This window comes from Streptomyces similanensis (assembly GCF_039543625.1).
Taxonomy (GTDB): Bacteria; Actinomycetota; Actinomycetes; order Streptomycetales; family Streptomycetaceae; genus Streptomyces; species Streptomyces similanensis.
Genome location: NZ_BAABKC010000079.1, coordinates 1 through 20,163 on the forward strand (window position 1 = coordinate 1; position 20,163 = coordinate 20,163).

Annotated in this window: 23 protein-coding genes and 3 tRNA genes; 22 read left to right on the plus strand and 4 right to left on the minus strand. The window is 70.3% G+C overall.

Going from position 1 to position 20,163, the window contains the following annotated elements; all coding sequences use genetic code 11:
- Positions 1–271 precede the first annotated feature (271 nt).
- The 7 genes from ABEB07_RS25295 to ABEB07_RS25325 all read left to right on the plus strand — a co-directional run bounded on the left by ABEB07_RS25295 (position 272) and on the right by ABEB07_RS25325 (position 5,756).
- Entirely contained in the window at positions 272–1,471 is a 1,200-nt protein-coding gene (locus ABEB07_RS25295) for a NaeI family type II restriction endonuclease (protein ID WP_345670438.1), read from the plus strand.
- A gap of 368 nt (positions 1,472–1,839) precedes the next feature.
- Positions 1,840–2,181 (plus strand): DUF4333 domain-containing protein, encoded by a 342-nt coding sequence (locus tag ABEB07_RS25300; protein ID WP_239146222.1) that lies wholly within the window; start codon positions 1,840–1,842, stop codon positions 2,179–2,181.
- Between the two features lie 279 nt (positions 2,182–2,460).
- Positions 2,461–2,907, plus strand: a complete 447-nt coding sequence (locus ABEB07_RS25305) for a hypothetical protein (RefSeq protein WP_345670439.1) — start codon at positions 2,461–2,463, stop codon at positions 2,905–2,907.
- A 96-nt stretch (positions 2,908–3,003) separates the two neighbouring features.
- The gene (locus ABEB07_RS25310) at positions 3,004–4,308 is read left to right on the plus strand and encodes a putative sodium/potassium/calcium exchanger (protein ID WP_345670440.1); all 1,305 of its coding nucleotides are present in this window, start codon (positions 3,004–3,006) and stop codon (positions 4,306–4,308) included.
- Between the two features lie 80 nt (positions 4,309–4,388).
- On the plus strand, positions 4,389–4,886 hold the full coding sequence (locus tag ABEB07_RS25315) for a hypothetical protein (RefSeq protein WP_345670441.1): 498 nt from the start codon (positions 4,389–4,391) through the stop codon (positions 4,884–4,886).
- A gap of 60 nt (positions 4,887–4,946) precedes the next feature.
- Positions 4,947–5,459: a hypothetical protein gene (locus ABEB07_RS25320; protein ID WP_345670442.1), complete on the plus strand. Its 513-nt coding sequence runs from the start codon at positions 4,947–4,949 to the stop codon at positions 5,457–5,459.
- Positions 5,460–5,543: 84 nt separating this feature from the next.
- Positions 5,544–5,756 carry a hypothetical protein gene (locus ABEB07_RS25325; RefSeq protein ID WP_164582945.1) on the plus strand — a complete coding sequence of 71 codons (213 nt, stop codon included), beginning with the start codon at positions 5,544–5,546 and terminating at the stop codon, positions 5,754–5,756.
- A gap of 82 nt (positions 5,757–5,838) precedes the next feature.
- On the opposite strand, the gene ABEB07_RS25330 is transcribed toward ABEB07_RS25325, so the two are convergent.
- Entirely contained in the window at positions 5,839–6,495 is a 657-nt protein-coding gene (locus ABEB07_RS25330) for an SDR family oxidoreductase (RefSeq protein WP_345670444.1), read from the minus strand.
- A gap of 170 nt (positions 6,496–6,665) precedes the next feature.
- A complete protein-coding gene (locus ABEB07_RS25335) occupies positions 6,666–7,937 on the minus strand; it encodes an amidohydrolase family protein (protein ID WP_345670445.1) in 1,272 nt (423 codons plus the stop codon).
- A 261-nt stretch (positions 7,938–8,198) separates the two neighbouring features.
- On the opposite strand from ABEB07_RS25335, the gene ABEB07_RS25340 reads away from it, so the two are divergent.
- The 7 genes from ABEB07_RS25340 to ABEB07_RS25370 all read left to right on the plus strand — a co-directional run bounded on the left by ABEB07_RS25340 (position 8,199) and on the right by ABEB07_RS25370 (position 11,692).
- Positions 8,199–8,271, plus strand: a tRNA-Thr gene (locus ABEB07_RS25340).
- A 46-nt stretch (positions 8,272–8,317) separates the two neighbouring features.
- Positions 8,318–8,390, plus strand: a tRNA-Met gene (locus ABEB07_RS25345).
- 89 nt (positions 8,391–8,479) lie between these two features.
- Positions 8,480–8,644: a 50S ribosomal protein L33 gene (gene rpmG / locus ABEB07_RS25350; RefSeq protein ID WP_003948671.1), complete on the plus strand. Its 165-nt coding sequence runs from the start codon at positions 8,480–8,482 to the stop codon at positions 8,642–8,644.
- An 84-nt stretch (positions 8,645–8,728) separates the two neighbouring features.
- On the plus strand, positions 8,729–9,181 hold the full coding sequence (locus ABEB07_RS25355; RefSeq protein ID WP_345670446.1) for a MaoC family dehydratase N-terminal domain-containing protein: 453 nt from the start codon (positions 8,729–8,731) through the stop codon (positions 9,179–9,181).
- A 7-nt stretch (positions 9,182–9,188) separates the two neighbouring features.
- Positions 9,189–9,617, plus strand: coding sequence for a MaoC family dehydratase (locus ABEB07_RS25360; protein WP_176150121.1), 429 nt, complete (start codon positions 9,189–9,191; stop codon positions 9,615–9,617).
- A gap of 186 nt (positions 9,618–9,803) precedes the next feature.
- Positions 9,804–10,859: a UDP-N-acetylmuramate dehydrogenase gene (locus ABEB07_RS25365; protein ID WP_345670450.1), complete on the plus strand. Its 1,056-nt coding sequence runs from the start codon at positions 9,804–9,806 to the stop codon at positions 10,857–10,859.
- Positions 10,860–10,963: 104 nt separating this feature from the next.
- Positions 10,964–11,692, plus strand: a complete 729-nt coding sequence (locus tag ABEB07_RS25370) for a DsbA family protein (RefSeq protein ID WP_345670451.1) — start codon at positions 10,964–10,966, stop codon at positions 11,690–11,692.
- A 58-nt stretch (positions 11,693–11,750) separates the two neighbouring features.
- Here ABEB07_RS25370 and ABEB07_RS25375 read toward each other — a convergent pair whose 3' ends face one another.
- Both ABEB07_RS25375 and ABEB07_RS25380 read right to left on the minus strand, forming a co-directional pair.
- Complete coding sequence (locus ABEB07_RS25375; RefSeq protein WP_345670452.1) at positions 11,751–12,782, minus strand: adenosine deaminase; 1,032 nt, start codon at positions 12,780–12,782, stop codon at positions 11,751–11,753.
- A gap of 149 nt (positions 12,783–12,931) precedes the next feature.
- Positions 12,932–14,158, minus strand: a complete 1,227-nt coding sequence (locus ABEB07_RS25380; protein ID WP_345670453.1) for a pyridoxal phosphate-dependent aminotransferase — start codon at positions 14,156–14,158, stop codon at positions 12,932–12,934.
- Between the two features lie 280 nt (positions 14,159–14,438).
- On the opposite strand from ABEB07_RS25380, the gene ABEB07_RS25385 reads away from it, so the two are divergent.
- From ABEB07_RS25385 to rplL, 8 genes are all read left to right on the plus strand, one after another.
- A tRNA-Trp gene (locus ABEB07_RS25385) sits at positions 14,439–14,511 on the plus strand.
- Positions 14,512–14,621: 110 nt separating this feature from the next.
- Positions 14,622–14,909 carry a preprotein translocase subunit SecE gene (gene secE / locus ABEB07_RS25390; protein WP_164581840.1) on the plus strand — a complete coding sequence of 96 codons (288 nt, stop codon included), beginning with the start codon at positions 14,622–14,624 and terminating at the stop codon, positions 14,907–14,909.
- Between the two features lie 81 nt (positions 14,910–14,990).
- Positions 14,991–15,866, plus strand: coding sequence for a transcription termination/antitermination protein NusG (gene nusG, locus ABEB07_RS25395; protein ID WP_164581836.1), 876 nt, complete (start codon positions 14,991–14,993; stop codon positions 15,864–15,866).
- A gap of 170 nt (positions 15,867–16,036) precedes the next feature.
- Complete coding sequence (gene rplK / locus ABEB07_RS25400) at positions 16,037–16,471, plus strand: 50S ribosomal protein L11 (protein WP_164581833.1); 435 nt, start codon at positions 16,037–16,039, stop codon at positions 16,469–16,471.
- Positions 16,472–16,566: 95 nt separating this feature from the next.
- On the plus strand, positions 16,567–17,292 hold the full coding sequence (gene rplA / locus ABEB07_RS25405) for a 50S ribosomal protein L1 (RefSeq protein WP_164581829.1): 726 nt from the start codon (positions 16,567–16,569) through the stop codon (positions 17,290–17,292).
- 216 nt (positions 17,293–17,508) lie between these two features.
- Entirely contained in the window at positions 17,509–18,438 is a 930-nt protein-coding gene (locus tag ABEB07_RS25410) for a hypothetical protein (RefSeq protein ID WP_345670454.1), read from the plus strand.
- 360 nt (positions 18,439–18,798) lie between these two features.
- Positions 18,799–19,329 carry a 50S ribosomal protein L10 gene (gene rplJ, locus ABEB07_RS25415; protein ID WP_164581823.1) on the plus strand — a complete coding sequence of 177 codons (531 nt, stop codon included), beginning with the start codon at positions 18,799–18,801 and terminating at the stop codon, positions 19,327–19,329.
- 140 nt (positions 19,330–19,469) lie between these two features.
- Positions 19,470–19,856 (plus strand): 50S ribosomal protein L7/L12, encoded by a 387-nt coding sequence (rplL, locus tag ABEB07_RS25420; RefSeq protein WP_345670455.1) that lies wholly within the window; start codon positions 19,470–19,472, stop codon positions 19,854–19,856.
- Positions 19,857–20,163 lie beyond the last annotated feature (307 nt).

A 20,163-nucleotide genomic window follows, 5' to 3' on the forward strand; every position in this document is an offset into this window, starting at 1 on the left:
TGAACCTGAAACCACGTCAACCCGCCCTGACCGGCTAGTCACCCACTCCCGCACAACGGGGGAACCTCAAACCGGAAGGCCCTCACCCGTTCAAGCCCCCCTCAGCCGAAACCTGGCTCACCCCGTCCACAACCTCCCGAGACAGAGCACCTAGCGCTTGTGCGTCCTCCATGAAGCCGGTGGAGGACGCGTCTTCCGTCGATCGACGACCACGCCCGTCGCGAGGGAGCCCGTCGCACCCGGCTGAGTGCCTGCTGCCAGACTTCAGCGCGTGACGATACAAGAGGGTCTGCCGTTTCCGCAGGATGCCGCTCAGCCTGGCATGCAGGAGTCGCGAGCGTTGGCGGCGAAGCACTCGCGCCGCAATTCGTTCCACACCTGGGATCCCCCGTGCGAGGCCATGGGAAGGATGCCGCGCGAGTGGCGGATCCAGTCCGGCCTTACGCAGCACATCCCCGATGACCTTGCCCCGTTCGTGGAGTGGTTCCACAACCAGCCGGAGGCGCGGGAGCGCTTCCGATGGGCGCTCCGCGACTCCCTCGATGAATTGCTCGACGGTCAGCGGACGGGTCGCTGGGCGTACCAGCACCTGACGAAGACCGAGAAGACGTATCTTGGCACGGCCGTCGAGGTGAACCTCACCAAAGAGTTCGCGATCGACAACGGCGTAGACCTCGACTGGTCCATAGCCGGCCTCGACATCGACTGCAAGTTCTCCAAGGACCTCGGTGGTTGGGAGATCCCGATGGAGATGTATCTGTGCGCCGACCACGGCGAGCGGGGTGGTCATGCCGACCATGCGGCAGTCGTGACCTGGATGAACGACGACACGAGCCAATGGGCCGCCGGCATAGTGCGGATCACCGATCAGCGCCTGCGCTGGAAGAGGGGGCGGGGGGCGAACGGCGACCGCGTCCGCGCATACAACCGAGACAACAAGCGCAAGCTCTCCGACGGAGCCAAGTCTGAGGTGTTCTGGCTCTGGGGTGGGCTCCAGACAGATCTGCCGGCGAACCTGCTGCTCCAGCTGGATCGCGAAGCACGCGTGCGGATTCTCACTGCGTCACTGCCGGGCCGGGCCTCGTCGGGCCAGCAGCGGGTGAGCCAGCTGTTCCGCGAGGTGCAGGACCGGCTCATCGGCCGACAGACCGTGTTGACCGTCGGCCAGCAGGACGACGCGCCGAAGCGCGCCCGCGACGCACGGCTAGATTTGCGCCCGGAGGGCATAGTCGTGCTGGGCCACCAAGGGTCACACCCACACGTCGCCCGTCAGCTCGAATTGCCGGTACCCATAAAAGGTGAGTGGATCTCCACCCGCCTCGTTCCTGTCTCATCCGACGATGCGCGACCGAAGTTCTCACTGGACGGCCAGTTCTGGGCGCGTGCGCGTGGGGCGGAGCTGTTGGATCCTGAGCCCGTCCCAGCGCCCAACCTTCCTGACAAGCGAAAGATTGATGGGCAGGCCCCCTGACCGGGCTGTAGCCCTCCAGGCTTTCCCCGGCAAAGGGCGTCACACGGTAGGCCGCAGGTCGTAGGCGGTGAACAGAGCCCCGCTGTGCGCCTTTACAGGTCCGAGTCCTGGCGCCGCCACACTGGGAAAACCCCCTTCGTCTTGGAAACGCAGTCGGAGGGGGTCTCTTCGTTCTCGACCACCGGGTCCCTGCTCGCCTGAGCGATGGTGCGTCCGGAACCTCGTGGGTGCCTGGGCTCACCGGCTTCCTCGGTCGTGCCCGCTCACACGGGCGCTCATCCCGGCACTGCGCGATGTCTCGCCAGTATGCTCTTCGGGTCTTTCCGCCCGGACCGGCCGACCAGGAGTGCACGATGTTCAAAGCTCGGATGACCACAGGTGTGTCGATCCTCGCCGCCGTCGCGGCCGGTACGTTGCTCCTGGGCTGCTCCGCCTCCGTCGAAACCAAGAAGTCCACGCCGCCGAAGCTGTCCGCTGCCAAGCTCTCCAGCACTCTCTCCGCGAAGCTCGCCGCCGCCACAGGGCAGCCTGAGCCGCATGTCTCCTGCCCCGAGGACCTCGTCGGCAAGGTCGGCACCACCACCCGTTGCACGCTCACGGCAGACGACGGGAGCACCTTGGGTGTGACGGTCAAGGTCACCTCCGTCGACGGAGACCAGATCCATTACGACTACCAGGCCGACAAGAAGGCTTCTCCAGCCACGAACTGACACCGTGTCGCGTGCCGAGGCGGACATGGCACTTGTCAGGAGCTGCTGTTCGAGGCCGCGACTGCTTGTCAGCCGCCCCCATCCGGCCGCCGCAACCTGAAGCCCGAACGGGTCACTACGTTCACACTCTTGCAACGACCCTGTGCCCAGGCCGGAGTTCGTCCTCATCCCCTTGCACGGCCGCAGACGCGAAGGCGCTACGGTACGAGCGGATCGGTGCGACGGGGGTGCCCGTCACGTCGGCACGCCGGTCAGCGGCAGACACGGGAGACAAGACTGATGGCAGAGGCGGTTCCGGGAAGCGGCGCGGCGGAGCATTCCGTCGGGATGAGGCTGAACCAGATACCAGGTGATGCCGGTGGCTCCCCGCCTCCGCCGGGACTGTTGGGCGGTCAGGACAAACTTGCCTCCACGCCGGCCCAGAAGCAGGCCGCGGCCCGTGCCATTGAGCAGAGCATCGAGCCCGACACCCGCAAGGCCGGAGACCACGCGGACAAGGAGACCACCACGGCGGTCAACGCTTTGCAGGTGGGATGGCGCACCTCGGGAGCGTTGCAGAAGGCGCATACGGCTTGGGGGGAGCAGGTGAAGAATTTGATGGCCATGCTCGCCGCGGACAAGGCGGCGCTGCGCCATGCCGACACCACCTTGCAGACCACGGACTACCAGGTCGGAGCGCACTCGAACTCGGTGCCGGTGCCGACGTCGGTGTTTCACGGGTACTGATCCGGCGGTGCCACGCACCTCAGTCACGGGGCACGGCCCCTCTCGCAGACGACATGGCAATGACAACGGGGACCCATGCCGACGTATCACGAGATCATGACGACCGATCTGTCTGCGCTCGCCACAGCCGCGGAGCAGTGGGGCGGGATGGCCAAGGAGTTCCACAAGCAGGAGACCGCCTACCGGCAGGACGTCTGCGGCATCACCCTGGGCCCCGGGTGGTCCGGGTTGAGCGCCGACGCCGCGAGCGGGCGCTTCGATCGCACGCTCAAACAGTTCCAGGCCGCCCAGGTCGAGGCCAAGGCTGTGGCCTCGTTGCTGCGTGAGGGGCACACGGACCTCACGAATCTCCGCAAGAAGGTCGAGTCGGCCCGGGCGGACGCCGTCAAGGCGGGCATGGCGGTCTCCGAGGGAGGCGTGGTCTCCTACGACACCTCGAAGCTGGGCGACGGCGAACGCATGGCCCTGCATCACGACCCTGACTACCAGCAGTCCGTGCGCAAGGCTGTCGCCTCCTGGCAGGCGGAGATCGATCGGCTAGTGAAGGACGTGGGTGACGCCGACACCGAGGTGGTGAACGCCCTCACCCGGGTCGTGATCGATTCCGACATCGGTGACGGCACACTCGCCGGCTTCAACGGCCATGCCCACGGTGACATCAAGACGTACGAGGACGAGGCCAAGCGCGAGGCCGCCCGAACCAAACCCGACGGATGGAAATCCGAGGGCAAGACCGAGACGTCCGGGCCCGACGTCGGCGCGAGCGCAGAGGGGCCGGACTACGGGGCCGGCAAATTGGGCGAAGCGGAGGCGCACGCCGACCTGGGGAGCGCGAGCGCCGAGGGCTCACTCACGAGAGGACCCTGGAAACTCGACGGGAAGGCCGAGGCCTACGCCGGCATCAAGGGCTCCGCCGCCGGTGGCTTCTCCAAGGATGGCGTAGAAGGAGACCTGAGCGCCTTCGCGGGAGGTGAGGGCTCGGTCGAGGGCAACGCCGGTGTGGGCCCGGTCGGCGTCTCCGCGAAGGCCGAGGGCATGGTCGGCGGTGAGGCGCACGCCGACGTGGGCGCCGGCAAGGACGGTGTGCACGCGGGTGCCGGTGCCTTCGCGGGCGCCAAGGGCGGCGGCGAGATCGGCGCCGACGTCGGAGGCGTCTCGGCGGGCTTCTCGGCCGAGGGCTGGGCCGGACCCGGTGCGGAGGCGGGCCTGGACTTCGGCAAGAACGAGCAGGGCGCGTGGGAATTCAAGACCGAAGTCGGTCTCTCCCCCGCCCTCGGCGGTGAAGTGGGCTTCGACTTCAGTGTAGACCCGGGCAAGGTCGTCGATACCGCGGGTGATCTGGCCGACGCCGTGGGCCATGGTGCGAGTTCGTTCGGGCATGCGGTCACCAGCGTGTTCTGAAGCCATCACCGACGTGCCGCGAACCGGTGCTCACACGGCGCATCCCCGTGGGTGCGCCGCCGGAGGAAGGAAACCCCACGATGTCGACGACCCTGCCGATCCCGATCCGGTTCGATGTGCCGCCCGGCTGGCGAGCCGCGTCTCCGGAGGAGGTCGGCGCACCCGGCGCGGCGTTCGTCGCGGTTCATCCGCCGTCGGACGCCGGCTTCACCGCGAACATCACTGTCGACGGCGAGTACCGCCCCGATTCGGCGTCGCTGCCGGAGATCGCCGAGGAATCGGTGCGTCACATGAACCGGTCCGTCGCCTCGGTCCTGGTCACCGACCGTCGTGAGACCGGCTCCGCGGATGCGCCCGGCCTCACCCAGACCCTGGCGTTCTCGGTCGTCGTCGGCGGACGCAGTCACGACCTCGTCCAGTCGCAGGTGTATCTGGCCATGCTCGATGTCGACGATCCGCACCGACGGGCCGTGATCCGCTTGGCTTTCACCTCTTCGGCGTCGCAGCATTCCGCCCTGCTGGACGACTTTCAGGACGTGGTGCGCTCCGTACGCCCGGGTGGGAGTACGACGTCGTAGCGGCGGTACGCGAGCGGACGAGCCTTGTGCCGTCAACCCCGTCTTCCATAGGTTGGCCCCATGGGACTCTTCGACAAGCTGACCGGCACTCAGCGCCCGCCAGAGGGGGTGTCGCCCGTTGCGCGGGAGGCGTTGCGCGAGGCGCTGCTCGGGCTCAGCCGGCCCGAGGTTCCCTACGTCGTTCGCTACGGCGGCGGTGAGCAGTGCGATCTGCTGGCGGAGTGGCGGTTGCGGGAGCCGGCGTGGCGACACGTCTTCGTCCAGTCCCAGATCAGTCACGCCGTCCGGATCCGGATGCGGCTGGATCACCGGGAGAACGAGGTCCGCGCCCTTGAGGAGCAGTGGGAGCTGAGCCGGACCGACAGCCCGACGGGGCTCCAGGTCACCTCGGAGTACACGCGCGGGCCGAGCCGGACCGTCAGCCGCCGGTGGACCATCGGGCGCGGGACCGACGGGCACATCGAGGCGACGGAGACCTTCCGTTTCGACAGCGCCCAGCTGCGCGAGCCGCTGCGCGACACCGTCCTCGGCTCCGGCTGGACCTGGCGCGGCGTGGTCTTCGGCAAGCTGTGAGGGCGTCGGCCACGGGCGCCGGCGCGAGCGGAGCCTCCGGGGGAGCCGGGCACGAGTGTCAGTGCCCCGGTGCACACTTAGCCCATGTCCTCGCGTCGCAGAGTCTGTCCCGTGTGCCGTCGTGAGATCGCCGTCGTCGCCGGCCGGTACGCGCGGCACGATCCGCCCGGCGCACGCGAGAGCGGTGAGCTGACGTCCTGTCCCGGCTCCCGCAGCACCGCCCAACTCGGGGCCGCGCAGCCGTCGCTGGACGGGTACGTCGTCCCCGAGTTCCCCGGGCAGCTCACGCTGTTCTAGCCGGCCCGCGCCTCTGGCCGGACTCGCGGTTCGGGCCGACTCGCCGTTCCGGCGGGCCCGCCGCCCGGGCCGGTCCCCAAGTTCAGTTGCCCGCCACCGACTTCACCGCCACCGACACCGGCGTCGAGCCCGCCACGAGTTCCAGGGTCAGCCCGGCCGTCGCCGGCGTGTCCACCAACTCGGCGAGGACCGTGGCCACGTCGTCGCGGGTCACCGAACCCCGGCCCGTGCTGGCCTCCAGCCGCACCTGGCCCGTGCCGGGCTCGTCCGTCAGCGAACCGGGGCGCAGGATCGTCCAGTCCAGCGCCTCCTGGGCGCGTACGTGGTCGTCCGCCTCGCCCTTGGCCCGCAGGTACACGTCGAACACCTCGTCGCCCGCGTGACCCGCGTCGGCGCCCATCGCCGACACCACCACATGGCGCCGCACCCCCGCCCGGACGGCCGCGTCGGCGAACAGCACCGCCGCGCCCTTGTCCACCGTGTCCTTGCGGCCCGCGCCGCTGCCCGGTCCGGCGCCCGCCGCGAACACCGCCGCGTCCGCGTCCCGCAGCCGTTCCGCGACCTCCTCGACCGAGGCCGACTCCAGGTCCAGCACGATCGGTTCGGCGCCGGCCGCGCGGAGATCGTCGGACTGTTCGGCGCGGCGGACGATCCCCGCCGCCTCGTCCCCGCGCGCGGCGAGCAACCGCTCCAGCCGCAGCGCGATCTGACCATGACCCCCAGCGATGACAATGCGCATGTTTCCGACCGTACGCCCGGACAGCCCCATCCGCCGCACAACCCCGGCCACACCCTAGGCACACGCCCCACCGCGCTCCTACGCGCCGGGGCGCGCACACCACCTCACGCCGCACCCCCGCGCACGCCGCACCCCACGCACGCCGTACACCTCGCGCTGCCCCCGCCCCCTCAGGACAACTCCCCCCGCCCCTGCCGCGGCAGCCCCAGTTCCACCGCCGCCGCGGAGTCGCAGAACTCCCGTACCGCGCTGATCCGCGCCACCACGCGCCCCCGGTGCACCACGATCCGGCTGTACGCGAGGGACAGCGCCGACGCGAGCCCCTCGCCGCGCACCGCGAGGAGTTCGGCCGGGAAACCGGCCTCCACGCGCACCGCGGGCAGACCGAGCACCGAGCGGGCCGACGCGCTCACCGCGTCGTAGGCGTCCTCGGGGCGCAGCCCGTAGCGCGAGGCCAGCAGGTAGGCGGCCTCCAGCGGGTCCCCGCGCCCCACCGGGTTCGACAGGTCGCGCAGCGCACCGCTGCCCGCGGCCACCCGCACCCCGGCCGCCCGCAGCAGCCGTACCGGAGCGGTCCCGGGCTCCTCCGCGCCCGCGCAGCCGCCCTGCGGCAGGCAGACCACCGTCACCCCGGCCGCGGCCAGCTGGTCGGCGGCGCGCGCGGCCGCCTCGGCGGGCAGCCGGGCCAGGCCGCCGCACGGCCCCAGGGTCACCCCGGGCCGCAGGCCGCCCGCCAGCGCCGCGATCCGCGCCAGCCGGGCCGGATCGGCGCCGTCGGTGTGCAGGTCGACCGCGCAGCCGTGCTCGGAGGCGACCTCCAGCACGGCCTCCACGTAGCCGGTGGGATCCGGGTCCACGTCCGGACAGCCGCCCACCACCCCCGCGCCCATCTTCACCGCGTCCCGCAGCATCGCCAGCCCGTCCGCGCCGGCCGCCCCGGTCAGCACCCGCGGCACCGCCACCGCAGTCAGCTCGGCGAGCCCGTGCAGCGCCCGCCGCGCCCGCAGGACCGCCGTCAGGGCGCCCAGCCCCTGGACGTCGCCGACGCGCACGTGCGCGCGCTGGGCGGTCGCCCCGTGGCCGAGTTGCAGCAGCGCGGCCTCGGTCGCCCGGCGCTGGACGTCCTCCGCGTCGTACGACACCGGTCCGCCGGCGTCGGCGGTCAGGGCCGTGTCGGCGTGGGCGTGCGGTTCGGCGGGGGCCGGCAGCAGCAGGTAGCCGGTCAGGTCCACCCGGGGCCCGCGGGTCGCGTCCAGGCTGCCGGCCGTGCCGACCGCCTCGATGCGCCCGCCGGCCAGCCGTACGTCCACGGCCCGGCCGTCGGTCAGCCGGGCCCCGCACAGCAGCAGACCGTCCGGACCCGGTGACCCCGACGGTTCCGGCGGCTCGGGCGGTTCCGGCGAGGACGGCGGGTGGGGCGGCTGCGGCTGACCGGGGGGCATCGCACTCCAGCTACGGGGGACGACAGCTACGGGGAACGGCGAGGGACTGCTGCGGGAACGGCACGGGACGACAGCCGAGGGGCCGGCGCAAGATCACGCAGAGTGAGTCGAGCCTAGGGTCGCCGCCCGCGCGGACGGGGGAGGAGCGCAATAGTCGTACCGGTGTGGCACGAGGTCAGCGGGGTGCGGAGACGTCGGCGGCGGGGGCGCGGGAACGGATTTGGGCGAACGGCCGGGGACCGTGTAATGTCTTCATCGCTCGCCCCAATAGCTCAGTCGGCAGAGCGTCTCCATGGTAAGGAGAAGGTCTACGGTTCGATTCCGTATTGGGGCTCTGGTGTGAGAGGTTCCCGTCGCAAGGCGGGAACTGATCTCATCAAAGCGGTGTAGCTCAGTCGGTAGAGCAAGCGGCTCATAATCGCTGTGTCACCGGTTCAAGTCCGGTCACCGCTACTGACAGTAGCCGATTGCGGGGTCGGTCCTTCGATCGGCTACTCTTTCCTGCGTTAAACAGTCCATCCGTTCGTCTTAGGAGCACTCACGTGGCTGCCACCGACGTCCGCCCGAAGATCACGCTGGCCTGCGTGGAGTGCAAGGAGCGGAACTACATCACCAAGAAGAACCGGCGTAACAACCCGGATCGTCTGGAGATGAAGAAGCACTGCCCGCGTTGCAATGCGCACACCGCGCACCGCGAAACGCGATAAAACAGGCTCATCCATGAGGCCGTCCCCACACCAGGGGGCGGCCTCATGGTGTTTCACACAGCTGACACCAGGAGGTGCCGGGCCATGGCGCTCGACCAGTCCTTCGTGGGGCGGTCCTACCCGCCCACCGACCCCTACGAGGTGGGCCGGGAGAAGATCCGGGAGTTCGCGGAGTCGGTGGGGGACGCCAATCCGGCGTACACGGACCCGGAGGCCGCCAAGGCGCTGGGCCACCCGGATGTGATCGCCCCGCCGACCTTCGTCTTCGCGATCACCTTCAAGGCCGCGGGCCAGGTCATCCACGACCCGCAGCTCGGCCTCGACTACAGCCGTGTGGTGCACGGCGACCAGAAGTTCGCCTACGCCCGCCCCGTGCGCGCCGGTGACCGGCTGACCGTCACCACCACCATCGAGGCGATCAAGTCCATGGCCGGGAACGACATCCTGGACGTCCGCGGCGAGGTGCGCGACGAGGCCGGCGAGCACGTCGTGACCGCCTGGATCAAGCTGGTGGCCCGCGCGGCCGAGGGGGCGTGAGGAAGCGATGACGGCGAAGATCGCCTACGACGACGTCGAGGTCGGCACCGAACTGCCGGCCCAGTCCTTCCCCGTGACCCGCGCCGCCCTCGTCCAGTACGCGGGCGCCTCCGGGGACTTCAACCCGATCCACTGGAACGAGCGGTTCGCCAAGGAGGTCGGGCTGCCGGACGTGATCGCGCACGGCATGTTCACCATGGCCGAGGCGATCCGCGTCGTCACCGACTGGACCGGCGACCCGGGCTCCGTCGTCGAGTACGGCGTCCGCTTCACCAAGCCGGTCGTCGTCCCCGACGACGACAAGGGCGCCCTGATCGAGGTCGCCGGCAAGGTCGGGGCCAAGCTCGACGACAACACGGTGCGGATCGACCTGACCGTCACCAGCGCCGGCCAGAAGGTCCTCGGCATGTCCCGGGCGGTCGTACGCCTGGCCTGACGGCCCCTGGAGCGCCTGGAGCGCCCTGACGCCCACCTGCGGCACGCCGCCCCCGGCCCACCCGGCCCACCTGCGGCACGCCGCCCCCGGCCCACCCGGCCCGCGGGCGGCGCGCCGCCGGACGACGGGCTCCCAGCGACCGGCCCGCGCACGGGCCGGCGGCCCGCGGTCTCGTAGTCTGGGCCCGTGCAGGTACTCCACGACGCGCCCCTCGCCCCGCTGACCACCTTCCGGCTGGGAGGCCCCGCGACCCGGCTGATCACCGCGACCACCGACGCCGAGGTGATCGACGCCGTGCGCGAGGCCGACGCCGCCGGCACCCCGCTGCTCGTCATCGGCGGCGGCTCCAACCTGGTCATCGGCGACAAGGGCTTCGACGGCACCGCCCTGCGCATCGCCACCCGCGGCTTCGCGCTCAGCGGCACGACGCTGGAGCTGGCCGCGGGCGAGGTGTGGAGCGACGCCGTCGCCCGCACCGTCGAGGCCGGACTCGCCGGCGTCGAATGCCTCTCCGGCATCCCCGGCTCCGCCGGCGCCACCCCGATCCAGAACGTCGGGGCGTACGGCCAGGAGGTCTCCGCCACGATCACCGAGGTCGTCGCCTACGACCGCACGGCCGGCGAGACGGTGACCCTGACCAACGCCGAGTGCGCGTTCTCCTACCGGCACAGCCGCTTCAAGGACCAGCCCGAGCGGTACGTCGTCCTGCGCGTCCGCTTCCGGCTGGAGGACGCCGGCGGCCTGTCCGCCCCCGTCAAGTACGCCGAGACGGCCCGCGTGCTGGGCGTCGAGGCGGGCGACCGGGTCGCCCTCGCCACCGCCCGCGACACGGTGCTCAAGCTGCGCGCCGGCAAGGGCATGGTGCTCGACCCCGAGGACCACGACACCTGGTCGGCCGGGTCCTTCTTCACCAACCCGATCCTCACCGACACCGCCTTCGCCGCCTTCCGCGCCCAGGCGCGCGAACGGCTGGGCGAGGGCGTCGAACCACCCGCCTACCCGGCCGGCCAGGGCCGTACCAAGACCTCGGCGGCCTGGCTGATCGACAAGGCCGGCTTCACCAAGGGCTACGGCAGCGGACCGGCCCGCATCTCCACCAAGCACACGCTCGCCCTCACCAACCGCGGCGGCGCCACCACCGAGGACCTGCTCGCCCTGGCCCGCGAGGTCGTGGCCGGCGTCCGGGACGCCTTCGGGGTCACCCTGGTCAACGAGCCGGTGACGGTCGGCGTCAGCGTCTGAGCCGTCGCGGGCGGCGAAGGCGGCCGAGCCGCCCGGGCCGGCGTCAGGGGCTGTCACAGGCATCGCATAGGGTCGGTTCCCGTTCGACAGGGAGGGGAACAACCATGCGGGGCGGACGAAGAGGGGGCGCCGTCGTGGCGGCGGCCGTGCTGGCCGGTGTGCTCGCCACGGGCTGCGGGCCCTCGGCCACGCCGGGCGGCGACGACGCCGGCCGCGGGACGCCGACCGCACCGCCGACTCCCAAGGGCCCCGTGCGGATCGTCGAGTCGCTCGCCCCCGACGGCACCACCGTCCGCGTCGGCTCCCCGGCCGCGAAGACCGTCGTCACGGTCTACGAGGACCTGCGCTGCCCGGTCTGCGAGGAGTTCGAGACCCAGGGCGGGGCCGGCGCCCTGCGCGGGATGGTCCGCTCCGGCGAGGTGCGGGTGGAATACACGCTCGCCTCCTTCCTGGACGCCCGGCTCGGCGGCCACGGCTCCGAGAGGGCCGCCAACGCCCTGCGCGCCGCCCTGGACGCGGGCAGGTTCGCCGAGTACCACGACGTGCTCTACGCCCACCAGCCCGAGGAGAGCGTCGACGGCTACACCGACGCGTACCTGCTGAAGCTGGCCGGCCAGGTGAAGGGCCTGCGCGGCAAGGAGTTCGACGCCGCGGTCAAGGGCATGAAGTACCGCGGCTTCGTGACCGCCTCCGAACGCGCCTTCGACACCTCGGGCGCGACCGGCACGCCCACCATGAAGGTCAACGGCAGGATCGTCGACGACTGGCTGGCGGGCGGCCTCTTCGACGCGGGCATGCTGCCCACGGTGATCCGGACGATGGCCGAGGACTGACCGAGCCGCCGCCCGGCGTCCGCCACCCGGCCCCGCGATCGGACCCACGCCATCAGCCTCAGGCCGTCAGCCAGTCGTCCACGCCCGACAGCAGCTTCTCGCGCAGGTCCTCCGGGGCCGCCGAGGCGCGGATCGACTGGCGGGCCAGCTCGGCCAGCTCGGCGTCCGTGAAGAAGTGGTGGCGGCGGGCGATGTCGTACTGGGCCGCCAGGCGCGAGCCGAACAGCAGCGGGTCGTCGGCGCCGAGCGCCATCGGCACGCCGGCCTCGAAGAGCGTGCGCAGCGGAACGTCCTCGGGCTTCTCGTAGACGCCGAGGGCCACGTTGGAGGCCGGGCACACCTCGCAGGTCACGCCCCGGTCGGCGAGCCGGCTCAGCAGGCGCGGGTCCTCCGCCGCGCGCACCCCGTGGCCGATCCGCCGCGCTTCCAGGTCGTCCAGGCAGTCGCGGACCGAGGCCGGGCCGGTCAGCTCGCCGCCGTGCGGGGCCGCGAATAGGCCGCCCTCGCGGGCGATCGCGAACGCCCGGTCGAAGTCGCGGGCCATGCCCCGGCGCTCGTCGTTGGACAGCCCGAAGCCGACCACGCCGCGGTCGCGGTAGCGCACGGCCAGCCGGGCCAGCGTGCGGGCGTCCAGCGGATGCTTCATCCGGTTGGCCGCCACCAGGACCCGCATCCCGAGACCGGTGTCGCGCGACGCCGCCTCGACCGCGTCCAGGATGACCTCCAGCGCCGGGATCAGCCCGCCGAGCCGGGGCGCGTACGACGTCGGGTCGACCTGGATCTCCAGCCAGCCCGAGCCGTCCCTGATGTCCTCCTCGGCGGCCTCGCGCACCAGCCGCTGGATGTCCTCGGGCTCGCGCAGGCAGGAACGCGCCGCGTCGTACAGCCGCTGGAAGCGGAACCAGCCCCGTTCGTCGGTCGCCCGCAGTTTCGGCGGCTCACCGCTGAACAGGGCGTCCGTCAGCGCCTCGGGCAGGCGCACGCCGTACTTGTCGGCCAGTTCCAGCAGGGTGGTGGGCCGCATCGACCCGGTGAAGTGCAGGTGCAGATGGGCCTTCGGCAGGTCAGAGACATCACGTACACGCTCCATTCCCAGATCCTGCCGCACGCCGGGGCCCCACCGGTAGCCGTTTCCCCGTTCGTGAGCTTGCTCGCACGCACAAACGAGGGGGCCGGTCCAACCGACTCACGTGAGTAGGTTGAACCGGCCCGTAACGCCCCGCGAAGCAGGCGGGCGCGTCAGTCCCGCGCCTCCGCCAGCAGCTTCTGGATCCGGCTCACGCCCTCCACCAGGTCCTCGTCACCGAGGGCGTAGGACAGGCGCAGGTAGCCCGGCGTGCCGAAGGCCTCGCCCGGGACGACCGCGACCTCGGCCTCCTCCAGGATCAGGGCGGCCAGCTCCACGGAGTCCTGCGGGCGCTTGCCGCGGATCTCCTTGCCGAGCAGCGCCTTCACCGACGGGTAGGCGTAGAACGCGCCCTCGGGCTCCGGGCAGAGCACGCCGTCGATCTCGTTGAGCATCCGCACGATGGTCTTACGGCGGCGGTCGAAGGCCTCGCGCATCGTCGCGACCGCCGCCAGGTCGCCGGAGACGGCGGCGAGGGCGGCGGCCTGGGCGACGTTGGAGACGTTGGAGGTGGCGTGCGACTGGAGGTTGGTCGCCGCCTTGACCACGTCCTTGGGGCCGATGACCCAGCCCACCCGCCAGCCGGTCATGGCGTACGTCTTGGCCACGCCGTTGACGACGACGCACTTGTCGCGCAGCTCGGGCAGGAGCGCCGGCAGGGACACGGAGACCGCGTCGCCGTACACCAGGTGCTCGTAGATCTCGTCGGTCAGCACCCACAGGCCGTGCTCCAGCGCCCAGCGGCCGATCGCCTCGGTCTCGGCCTCGGAGTACACCGCGCCGGTCGGGTTGGAGGGCGAGACGAAGAGGACGACCTTGGTCTTCTCGGTGCGGGCGGCCTCCAGCTGCTCGACCGAGACCCGGTAGCCGGTGGTCTCGTCGGCGACGACCTCGACCGGGACGCCGCCGGCCAGGCGGATCGACTCCGGGTACGTCGTCCAGTACGGCGCCGGCACGATGACCTCGTCGCCCGGGTCGAGGATCGCGGCGAAGGCCTCGTAGATGGCCTGCTTGCCGCCGTTGGTGACCAGGATCTGGGAGACGTCCGGCTCCCAGCCCGAGTCGCGCAGCGTCTTCGCGGCGATCGCGGCCTTCAGCTCGGGCAGACCGCCGGCCGGCGTGTAGCGGTGGAACTTGGGGTTCTTGCAGGCCTCGATCGCGGCCTCGACGATGTAGTCCGGAGTCGGGAAGTCGGGCTCACCCGCGCCGAAGCCGATCACCGGACGCCCGGCGGCCTTCAGGGCCTTGGCCTTGGCGTCCACGGCGAGGGTGGCGGACTCGGAGATCGCGCCGACTCGGGCGGAGACCCGGCGCTCGGTGGGAGGGGTTGCAGCGCTCATACCGCCCATCGTTCCAGACCGCGAACGCCGCGGGCACACGGGTTTCACCCACTGGGCAGGACCGGTCTACGACGTGAACACCCATCCGGATCCGTGCTCCGGCCAGGCGATCTTCGTCCCGGGCCGCCGCCGGGCGTCGCGCGCGGGACATCCAAGAACACTTTCTGTTCGACGCTGGGCCGCGGACCACGTACACTCTCACCTCGTTGGCCTTCAGCAGCCGCCGCACCCGGTGCGCACCGGGCATCCGGTCGGATGCGGTACGTTGGGGGACACACAAAGGGTCGTAGCTCAATTGGTAGAGCACTGGTCTCCAAAACCAGCGGTTGGGGGTTCAAGTCCCTCCGGCCCTGCTACACACACCTTCGCCAGGGATGTGTGCGCGCATGTACGTACAGAAATGCACCGCCGTGCGGCTCGACCGGGCGCGGCACGGCCACGACCCGGAATCAGGTGAGGACGCATGACGGACGCCGTGGGCTCCATCGACACGCCTGATGCCCAGGACGAGGTGGCGGAGTCCAAGAAGAAGCCCCGCAAGGGCGGCAAGCGCGCCAAGAAGGGCCCGCTGAAGCGTCTTGCGCTCTTCTACCGGCAGATCGTCGCGGAGCTCCGCAAGGTCGTCTGGCCGACGCGTGGCCAGCTGTCGTCGTACACCACCGTGGTGATCTTCTTCGTCGCCATCATGATCGCCCTGGTGACCGTGATTGACTATGGGCTCAACCACGCGGCCAAGTACGTCTTCGGCTGAGCCAAGAGCGAAGGGCGCCGTGGTTACCGGCGCCCCTTTTCGCATGTTCCACCCCTATGTATCCAGGAAGAAGCAGCCACCGTGTCTGACCCGAACCTGAACGACGCCGTCGAGCCGACCGAGTCCGTGGATGACGAGCTCGACATCGTCGAAGGCGCCGACGAGGTCGACGAGGCCGAGGCTGTCGAGGCCGCCGCGGGCGAGCCGGCCGAGGAGGCCGCGCTGCACGTCGAGGACGAGGCCGCCGACGAAGAGGCCGTCGAGGACGAGGCGGAGGACGCTGAGACCGACGACGCCGAGGCCGGCGAAGAGGCCGTCGCTCAGGAGCCCGAGCCCGAGGTGGACCCGGTCACCAAGCTCCGCGAGGAGCTGCGCACGCTGCCCGGCGAGTGGTACGTGATCCACACCTACGCCGGCTACGAGAAGCGCGTGAAGGCCAACCTGGAGCAGCGCGCCGTCTCGCTGAACGTCGAGGACTTCATCTACCAGGCCGAGGTGCCCGAGGAAGAGATCGTCCAGATCAAGAACGGCGAGCGCAAGACCGTCCGGCAGAACAAGCTGCCCGGTTACGTCCTCGTCCGCATGGATCTGACGAACGAGTCCTGGGGCGTCGTCCGCAACACCCCGGGCGTCACCGGCTTCGTCGGCAACGCCTACGACCCCTACCCGCTGTCCCTGGACGAGATCGTGAAGATGCTCGCCCCGGAGGCGGAGGAGAAGGCCGCCCGCGAGGCCGCCGAGGCCGAGGGCAAGCCGGCGCCGCAGCGCAAGGTCGAGGTCCAGGTGCTGGACTTCGAGGTCGGCGACTCGGTCACCGTCACCGACGGCCCGTTCGCCACGCTCCAGGCGACCATCAACGAGATCAACGCCGACTCGAAGAAGGTCAAGGGCCTCGTCGAGATCTTCGGCCGCGAGACCCCGGTCGAGCTGAGCTTCGACCAGATCCAGAAGAACTAGTTCTTTCTGGACGAACCGCTTCCGCGCAGGTCAGGCGGGCTGCTCGCAGCCGGTCTGACCTGCGCGGTTTTCAGCCGCACAGCTATACCCGTTATCGTTGTGCGGTATGCCTGCGTCCGGGTGGTTTCCCGGAGGCGGGCAGGACCCGAATCGAAAGGACCCGGAGAGCCATGCCTCCCAAGAAGAAGAAGGTCACGGGGCTCATCAAGCTCCAGATCAACGCCGGTGCGGCGAACCCGGCGCCGCCGGTCGGTCCGGCGCTCGGTCAGCACGGCGTGAACATCATGGAGTTCTGCAAGGCCTACAACGCCGCGACCGAGTCGCAGCGTGGCTGGGTCATCCCGGTGGAGATCACGGTCTACGAGGACCGTTCCTTCACCTTCGTGACCAAGACCCCGCCGGCCGCGAAGATGATCCTCAAGGCCGCTGGTGTCGAGAAGGGCTCCGGCGAGCCCCACAAGACCAAGGTCGCGAAGATCACCGACGCGCAGGTCCGCGAGATCGCGCAGACCAAGCTGCCCGACCTCAACGCCAATGACCTGGACGCCGCCGCGAAGATCATCGCCGGCACCGCGCGTTCCATGGGCATCACGGTCGAGGGCTGAACCCCACCTTCGTAGTCATGCGGCCGTGAAACGCCGCACGTGGCAGGGCCTGCTCGGCCCGTACCACGACTCCTTTCCACACCACAGGAGCAGTTGTGAGCAAGCGCAGCAAGGCTCTCCGCGCTGCGGACGCCAAGATCGACCGGGAGAAGCAGTACGCCCCGCTCGAGGCCGTCCGTCTCGCCAAGGAGACCTCCACGACCAAGTTCGACGGCACCGTCGAGGTCGCCTTCCGCCTGGGTGTCGACCCGCGCAAGGCCGACCAGATGGTCCGTGGCACCGTGAACCTTCCGCACGGCACCGGCAAGACCGCCCGGGTCCTGGTCTTCGCGACCGGTGACCGTGCTGCGGCCGCGGAGGCCGCGGGCGCCGACATCGTCGGCTCCGACGAACTGATCGACGAGGTGGCGAAGGGTCGTCTGGACTTCGACGCCGTCGTCGCCACCCCGGACCTCATGGGCAAGGTCGGCCGCCTCGGCCGCGTCCTCGGCCCGCGTGGTCTGATGCCGAACCCGAAGACCGGCACCGTCACCCCCGACGTGGCCAAGGCCGTCACCGACATCAAGGGCGGCAAGATCGAGTTCCGCGTCGACAAGCACTCGAACCTGCACTTCATCATCGGCAAGACGTCGTTCGACGACGACAAGCTGGTGGAGAACTACGGCGCCGCGCTGGAGGAGATCCTCCGTCTGAAGCCGTCCGCCGCCAAGGGTCGCTACATCAAGAAGGCCGCCATCAGCACCACGATGGGCCCCGGCATCCAGATCGACCCGAACCGCACCCGCAACCTCCTCGTCGAGGAGGACCCGGCCGCGGTCTGAGCCTCCGGCTCACATCGGTCGACGACGAGCCCCGCAACCGAACGGTTGCGGGGCTCGTCCCTTTTCCTGGAGTCCACTGGAGTCCGCTGGAGTCCAATGGATTCCCCTCGGATTCCGGTGGGACTTTCTGTGAGACGTCTGTACGGCTCTTCCGTACGGTTGTCAGTGGTCCGCGCTAGCGTGCGGGACACAGCGAACGCATAGGGGTGGGGCGAAATGACGAACAGGACCGTACGCCGGACGACGCTCTCGATCGCGGCGGTGGCCGCGCTGACGGGGGTGGCGGCCTGCGGATCCGGATCCGGTTCCGGCGGCGGCCAGGGCGGCAGGGGATCGCTCCCGATGAGCCCCGTGGCGGCCCTGAGGGCGGCCGAGACGTCCACCGCGAAGGCCGACTCGGCCCGGGTCGAGTCGACCACCAGCATGGGCACCCTGATGTCCATGAAGGCGGACGGCTCGCTCGCCTGGGGCCACGGCCTCACCGGCACGATGACGATCACGTACACCGGCGGCACCGCGGCCGAGACGCTGCGCAAGCTCGGCAACACGAAGACCGAGGCGCGCTACCTGCCCGAGGGCTACTACACGAAGATGAGCGACCAGTACGCCGGCGCGCTGGGCGGCAAGCACTGGCTCAAGTACGCCTACGCCGACCTCGCCAAGGCGGCCGGCGGCTCCGGCGCGTACCTCACGGACCAGATGCAGAACAGCACGCCGAACCAGGGCGTGCGCCTCCTGCTGGCCTCCGGCGACGTGAAGAAGGTCGGTGAGGACCAGGTCGCCGGACAGCGGGCCACGCACTACGCGGGCACGGTGAACGTCGCCGACTTCGCCGACAAGACCAACCACAACCTCTCGGCCGGCCAGCTCGCCTCGCTGAAGAAGCAGCTCGGCCAGGCCGGCATCAGCACCGAGACCGTGGACATCTGGATCAACGACCAGAACCTGCTGGTGAAGAAGACCGAGAAGGCCGACACCACGAACGGCGCCATGGCCACCACCGCGGTCTACCGCGACTACGGCGTGAAGGTCTCGGTCACCGCGCCGCCGGCGGGCGACACCGCGGACTTCGCGGAGCTGCTCAAGCAGCAGGGCGCCGGGGCCGACTCCGCCTCCGGCAGCGCCACCGCCCCGGCCGGCTCCTGACCGCACGGGACGCCGCCGCACGAGCCGTACGGCCCGGTGCCCGCCGGGCCGGCGTCACCCGCCCGGCGGGCCGCGTCGCGCGGATTTGCCTGGCGGCGTCCCGTTCGCGTACGCTCCTCAGGAAGCCAAAGACCGCTGGTCGTTGCCGTGCACTCGTACGAGGGTGCGGTGGCCGAAGGATCCGCTGTATATGCGGACGACCCGCGCAGGTGACTGTGGAAGAACTCCCGGTGTGCGCACGCTCATGGCGTGTGTCCGACCGGTCGAGTCCGCCCCGTGCCCTGCGCCGGGGCGTTTCGTTTTCTCAGTCCTCCTTCGGGTCCGCGCGGTCCGAATCACCCGGAAGGAGGCCGAGGCTCTATGGCGAGGCCCGACAAGGCTGCCGCGGTGGCCGAGCTGACGGACAAGTTCCGCAACTCGAACGCCGCCGTGCTGACCGAGTACCGCGGTCTCACCGTGGCGCAGCTCAAGACGCTGCGCCGTTCGCTCGGTGAGAACGCCCAGTACGCCGTGGTGAAGAACACGCTGACCAAGATTGCGGCCAACGAGGCCGGGATCACGACGCTGGACGACCAGTTCAATGGTCCGACGGCTGTCGCCTTCATCACCGGTGACCCGGTGGAGTCGGCGAAGGGTCTCCGTGACTTCGCCAAGGACAACCCCAATCTCGTCATCAAGGGCGGTGTCCTTGACGGCAAGGCGCTGTCCGCCGACGAGATCAAGAAGCTTGCGGACCTCGAGTCCCGCGAGGTTCTGCTCTCCAAGCTGGCGGGTGCCTTCAAGGGCAAGCAGTCCCAGGCTGCTTCGCTCTTCCAGGCGCTCCCCTCGAAGCTCGTCCGCACCGTGGACGCGCTTCGCGCCAAGCGCGACGAGCAGGGCGGTGCCGAGTAACTCGGCTCGCTTTCTGACCCTGGCCGCCTGAGCGGCACGGGTCGCAGCGGGCCCGACGTCTACGCAGCAATGCCGTAAGGCACACGCCCGCCTCACCCAGTACATCCGGCACCTGCCGATCAGTGGAAGGATCGCCCATCATGGCGAAGCTCACCCAGGACGACCTCCTCGCCCAGTTCGAGGAGATGACCCTCATCGAGCTCTCCGAGTTCGTGAAGGCCTTCGAGGAGAAGTTCGACGTCACCGCCGCCGCGGCCGCCCCGGTCGTCGTCGCCGGTGGTGCCGCTGGTGGCGCCGCCGAGGCCGTCGAGGAGAAGGACGAGTTCGACGTCGTCCTCACCGGCGCCGGCGACAAGAAGATCCAGGTCATCAAGGTCGTGCGCGAGCTGACCTCCCTCGGCCTGAAGGAGGCCAAGGACCTGGTCGACGGTGCGCCGAAGCCCGTCCTGGAGAAGGTCAACAAGGAGGCCGCGGACAAGGCCAAGGAGTCCCTCGAGGGCGCCGGCGCCTCCGTCGAGGTCAAGTAACACCTCCTCGGGTCCGCACGGACTCCTGCGTGCCGCCGGCGGCCCGCGGAACGTTCCTCAGGACGGTCCGCACCGGGCTGTAACGCGAACGCACCGAAGAGCGATCATCCATCCGGGTGGTCGCTTTTCGCGTTCCCGGGGGGTGGCTGTGGCGGCCTTGCACCCCACACCGGGAGGGGTAAGGTGATCTTCGTCGTGCCTCAGGAGACCACCGGCGGCGGGCCGCACGTGACGATCGCGGCATCCGGTTCGGGCCGGGGAGGCCTTGACGAACCGCACGCAGCGCGCAATTCTCAGGACGCGTCGT

What these genes read in the sequence shown, in the direction of transcription:
- ABEB07_RS25355 (WP_345670446.1), top strand. Translation starts at nt 8,729, where the DNA reads ATGGCGCTCGACCAGTCCTTCGTGGGGCGGTCCTACCCGCCCACCGAC.
- ABEB07_RS25410 (WP_345670454.1), top strand. Translation starts at nt 17,509, where the DNA reads ATGACGAACAGGACCGTACGCCGGACGACGCTCTCGATCGCGGCGGTG.
- ABEB07_RS25320 (WP_345670442.1), top strand. Translation starts at nt 4,947, where the DNA reads ATGGGACTCTTCGACAAGCTGACCGGCACTCAGCGCCCGCCAGAGGGG.
- ABEB07_RS25325 (WP_164582945.1), top strand. Translation starts at nt 5,544, where the DNA reads ATGTCCTCGCGTCGCAGAGTCTGTCCCGTGTGCCGTCGTGAGATCGCC.
- ABEB07_RS25370 (WP_345670451.1), top strand. Translation starts at nt 10,964, where the DNA reads ATGCGGGGCGGACGAAGAGGGGGCGCCGTCGTGGCGGCGGCCGTGCTG.
- ABEB07_RS25305 (WP_345670439.1), top strand. Translation starts at nt 2,461, where the DNA reads ATGGCAGAGGCGGTTCCGGGAAGCGGCGCGGCGGAGCATTCCGTCGGG.
- ABEB07_RS25375 (WP_345670452.1), bottom strand. Translation starts at nt 12,782, where the DNA reads ATGGAGCGTGTACGTGATGTCTCTGACCTGCCGAAGGCCCATCTGCAC.
- rplJ (WP_164581823.1), top strand. Translation starts at nt 18,799, where the DNA reads ATGGCGAGGCCCGACAAGGCTGCCGCGGTGGCCGAGCTGACGGACAAG.
- secE (WP_164581840.1), top strand. Translation starts at nt 14,622, where the DNA reads ATGACGGACGCCGTGGGCTCCATCGACACGCCTGATGCCCAGGACGAG.
- ABEB07_RS25380 (WP_345670453.1), bottom strand. Translation starts at nt 14,158, where the DNA reads ATGAGCGCTGCAACCCCTCCCACCGAGCGCCGGGTCTCCGCCCGAGTC.
- ABEB07_RS25310 (WP_345670440.1), top strand. Translation starts at nt 3,004, where the DNA reads ATGACGACCGATCTGTCTGCGCTCGCCACAGCCGCGGAGCAGTGGGGC.
- ABEB07_RS25360 (WP_176150121.1), top strand. Translation starts at nt 9,189, where the DNA reads ATGACGGCGAAGATCGCCTACGACGACGTCGAGGTCGGCACCGAACTG.
- rplK (WP_164581833.1), top strand. Translation starts at nt 16,037, where the DNA reads ATGCCTCCCAAGAAGAAGAAGGTCACGGGGCTCATCAAGCTCCAGATC.
- ABEB07_RS25335 (WP_345670445.1), bottom strand. Translation starts at nt 7,937, where the DNA reads ATGCCCCCCGGTCAGCCGCAGCCGCCCCACCCGCCGTCCTCGCCGGAA.
- rplL (WP_345670455.1), top strand. Translation starts at nt 19,470, where the DNA reads ATGGCGAAGCTCACCCAGGACGACCTCCTCGCCCAGTTCGAGGAGATG.
- ABEB07_RS25330 (WP_345670444.1), bottom strand. Translation starts at nt 6,495, where the DNA reads ATGCGCATTGTCATCGCTGGGGGTCATGGTCAGATCGCGCTGCGGCTG.
- ABEB07_RS25315 (WP_345670441.1), top strand. Translation starts at nt 4,389, where the DNA reads ATGTCGACGACCCTGCCGATCCCGATCCGGTTCGATGTGCCGCCCGGC.
- ABEB07_RS25300 (WP_239146222.1), top strand. Translation starts at nt 1,840, where the DNA reads ATGACCACAGGTGTGTCGATCCTCGCCGCCGTCGCGGCCGGTACGTTG.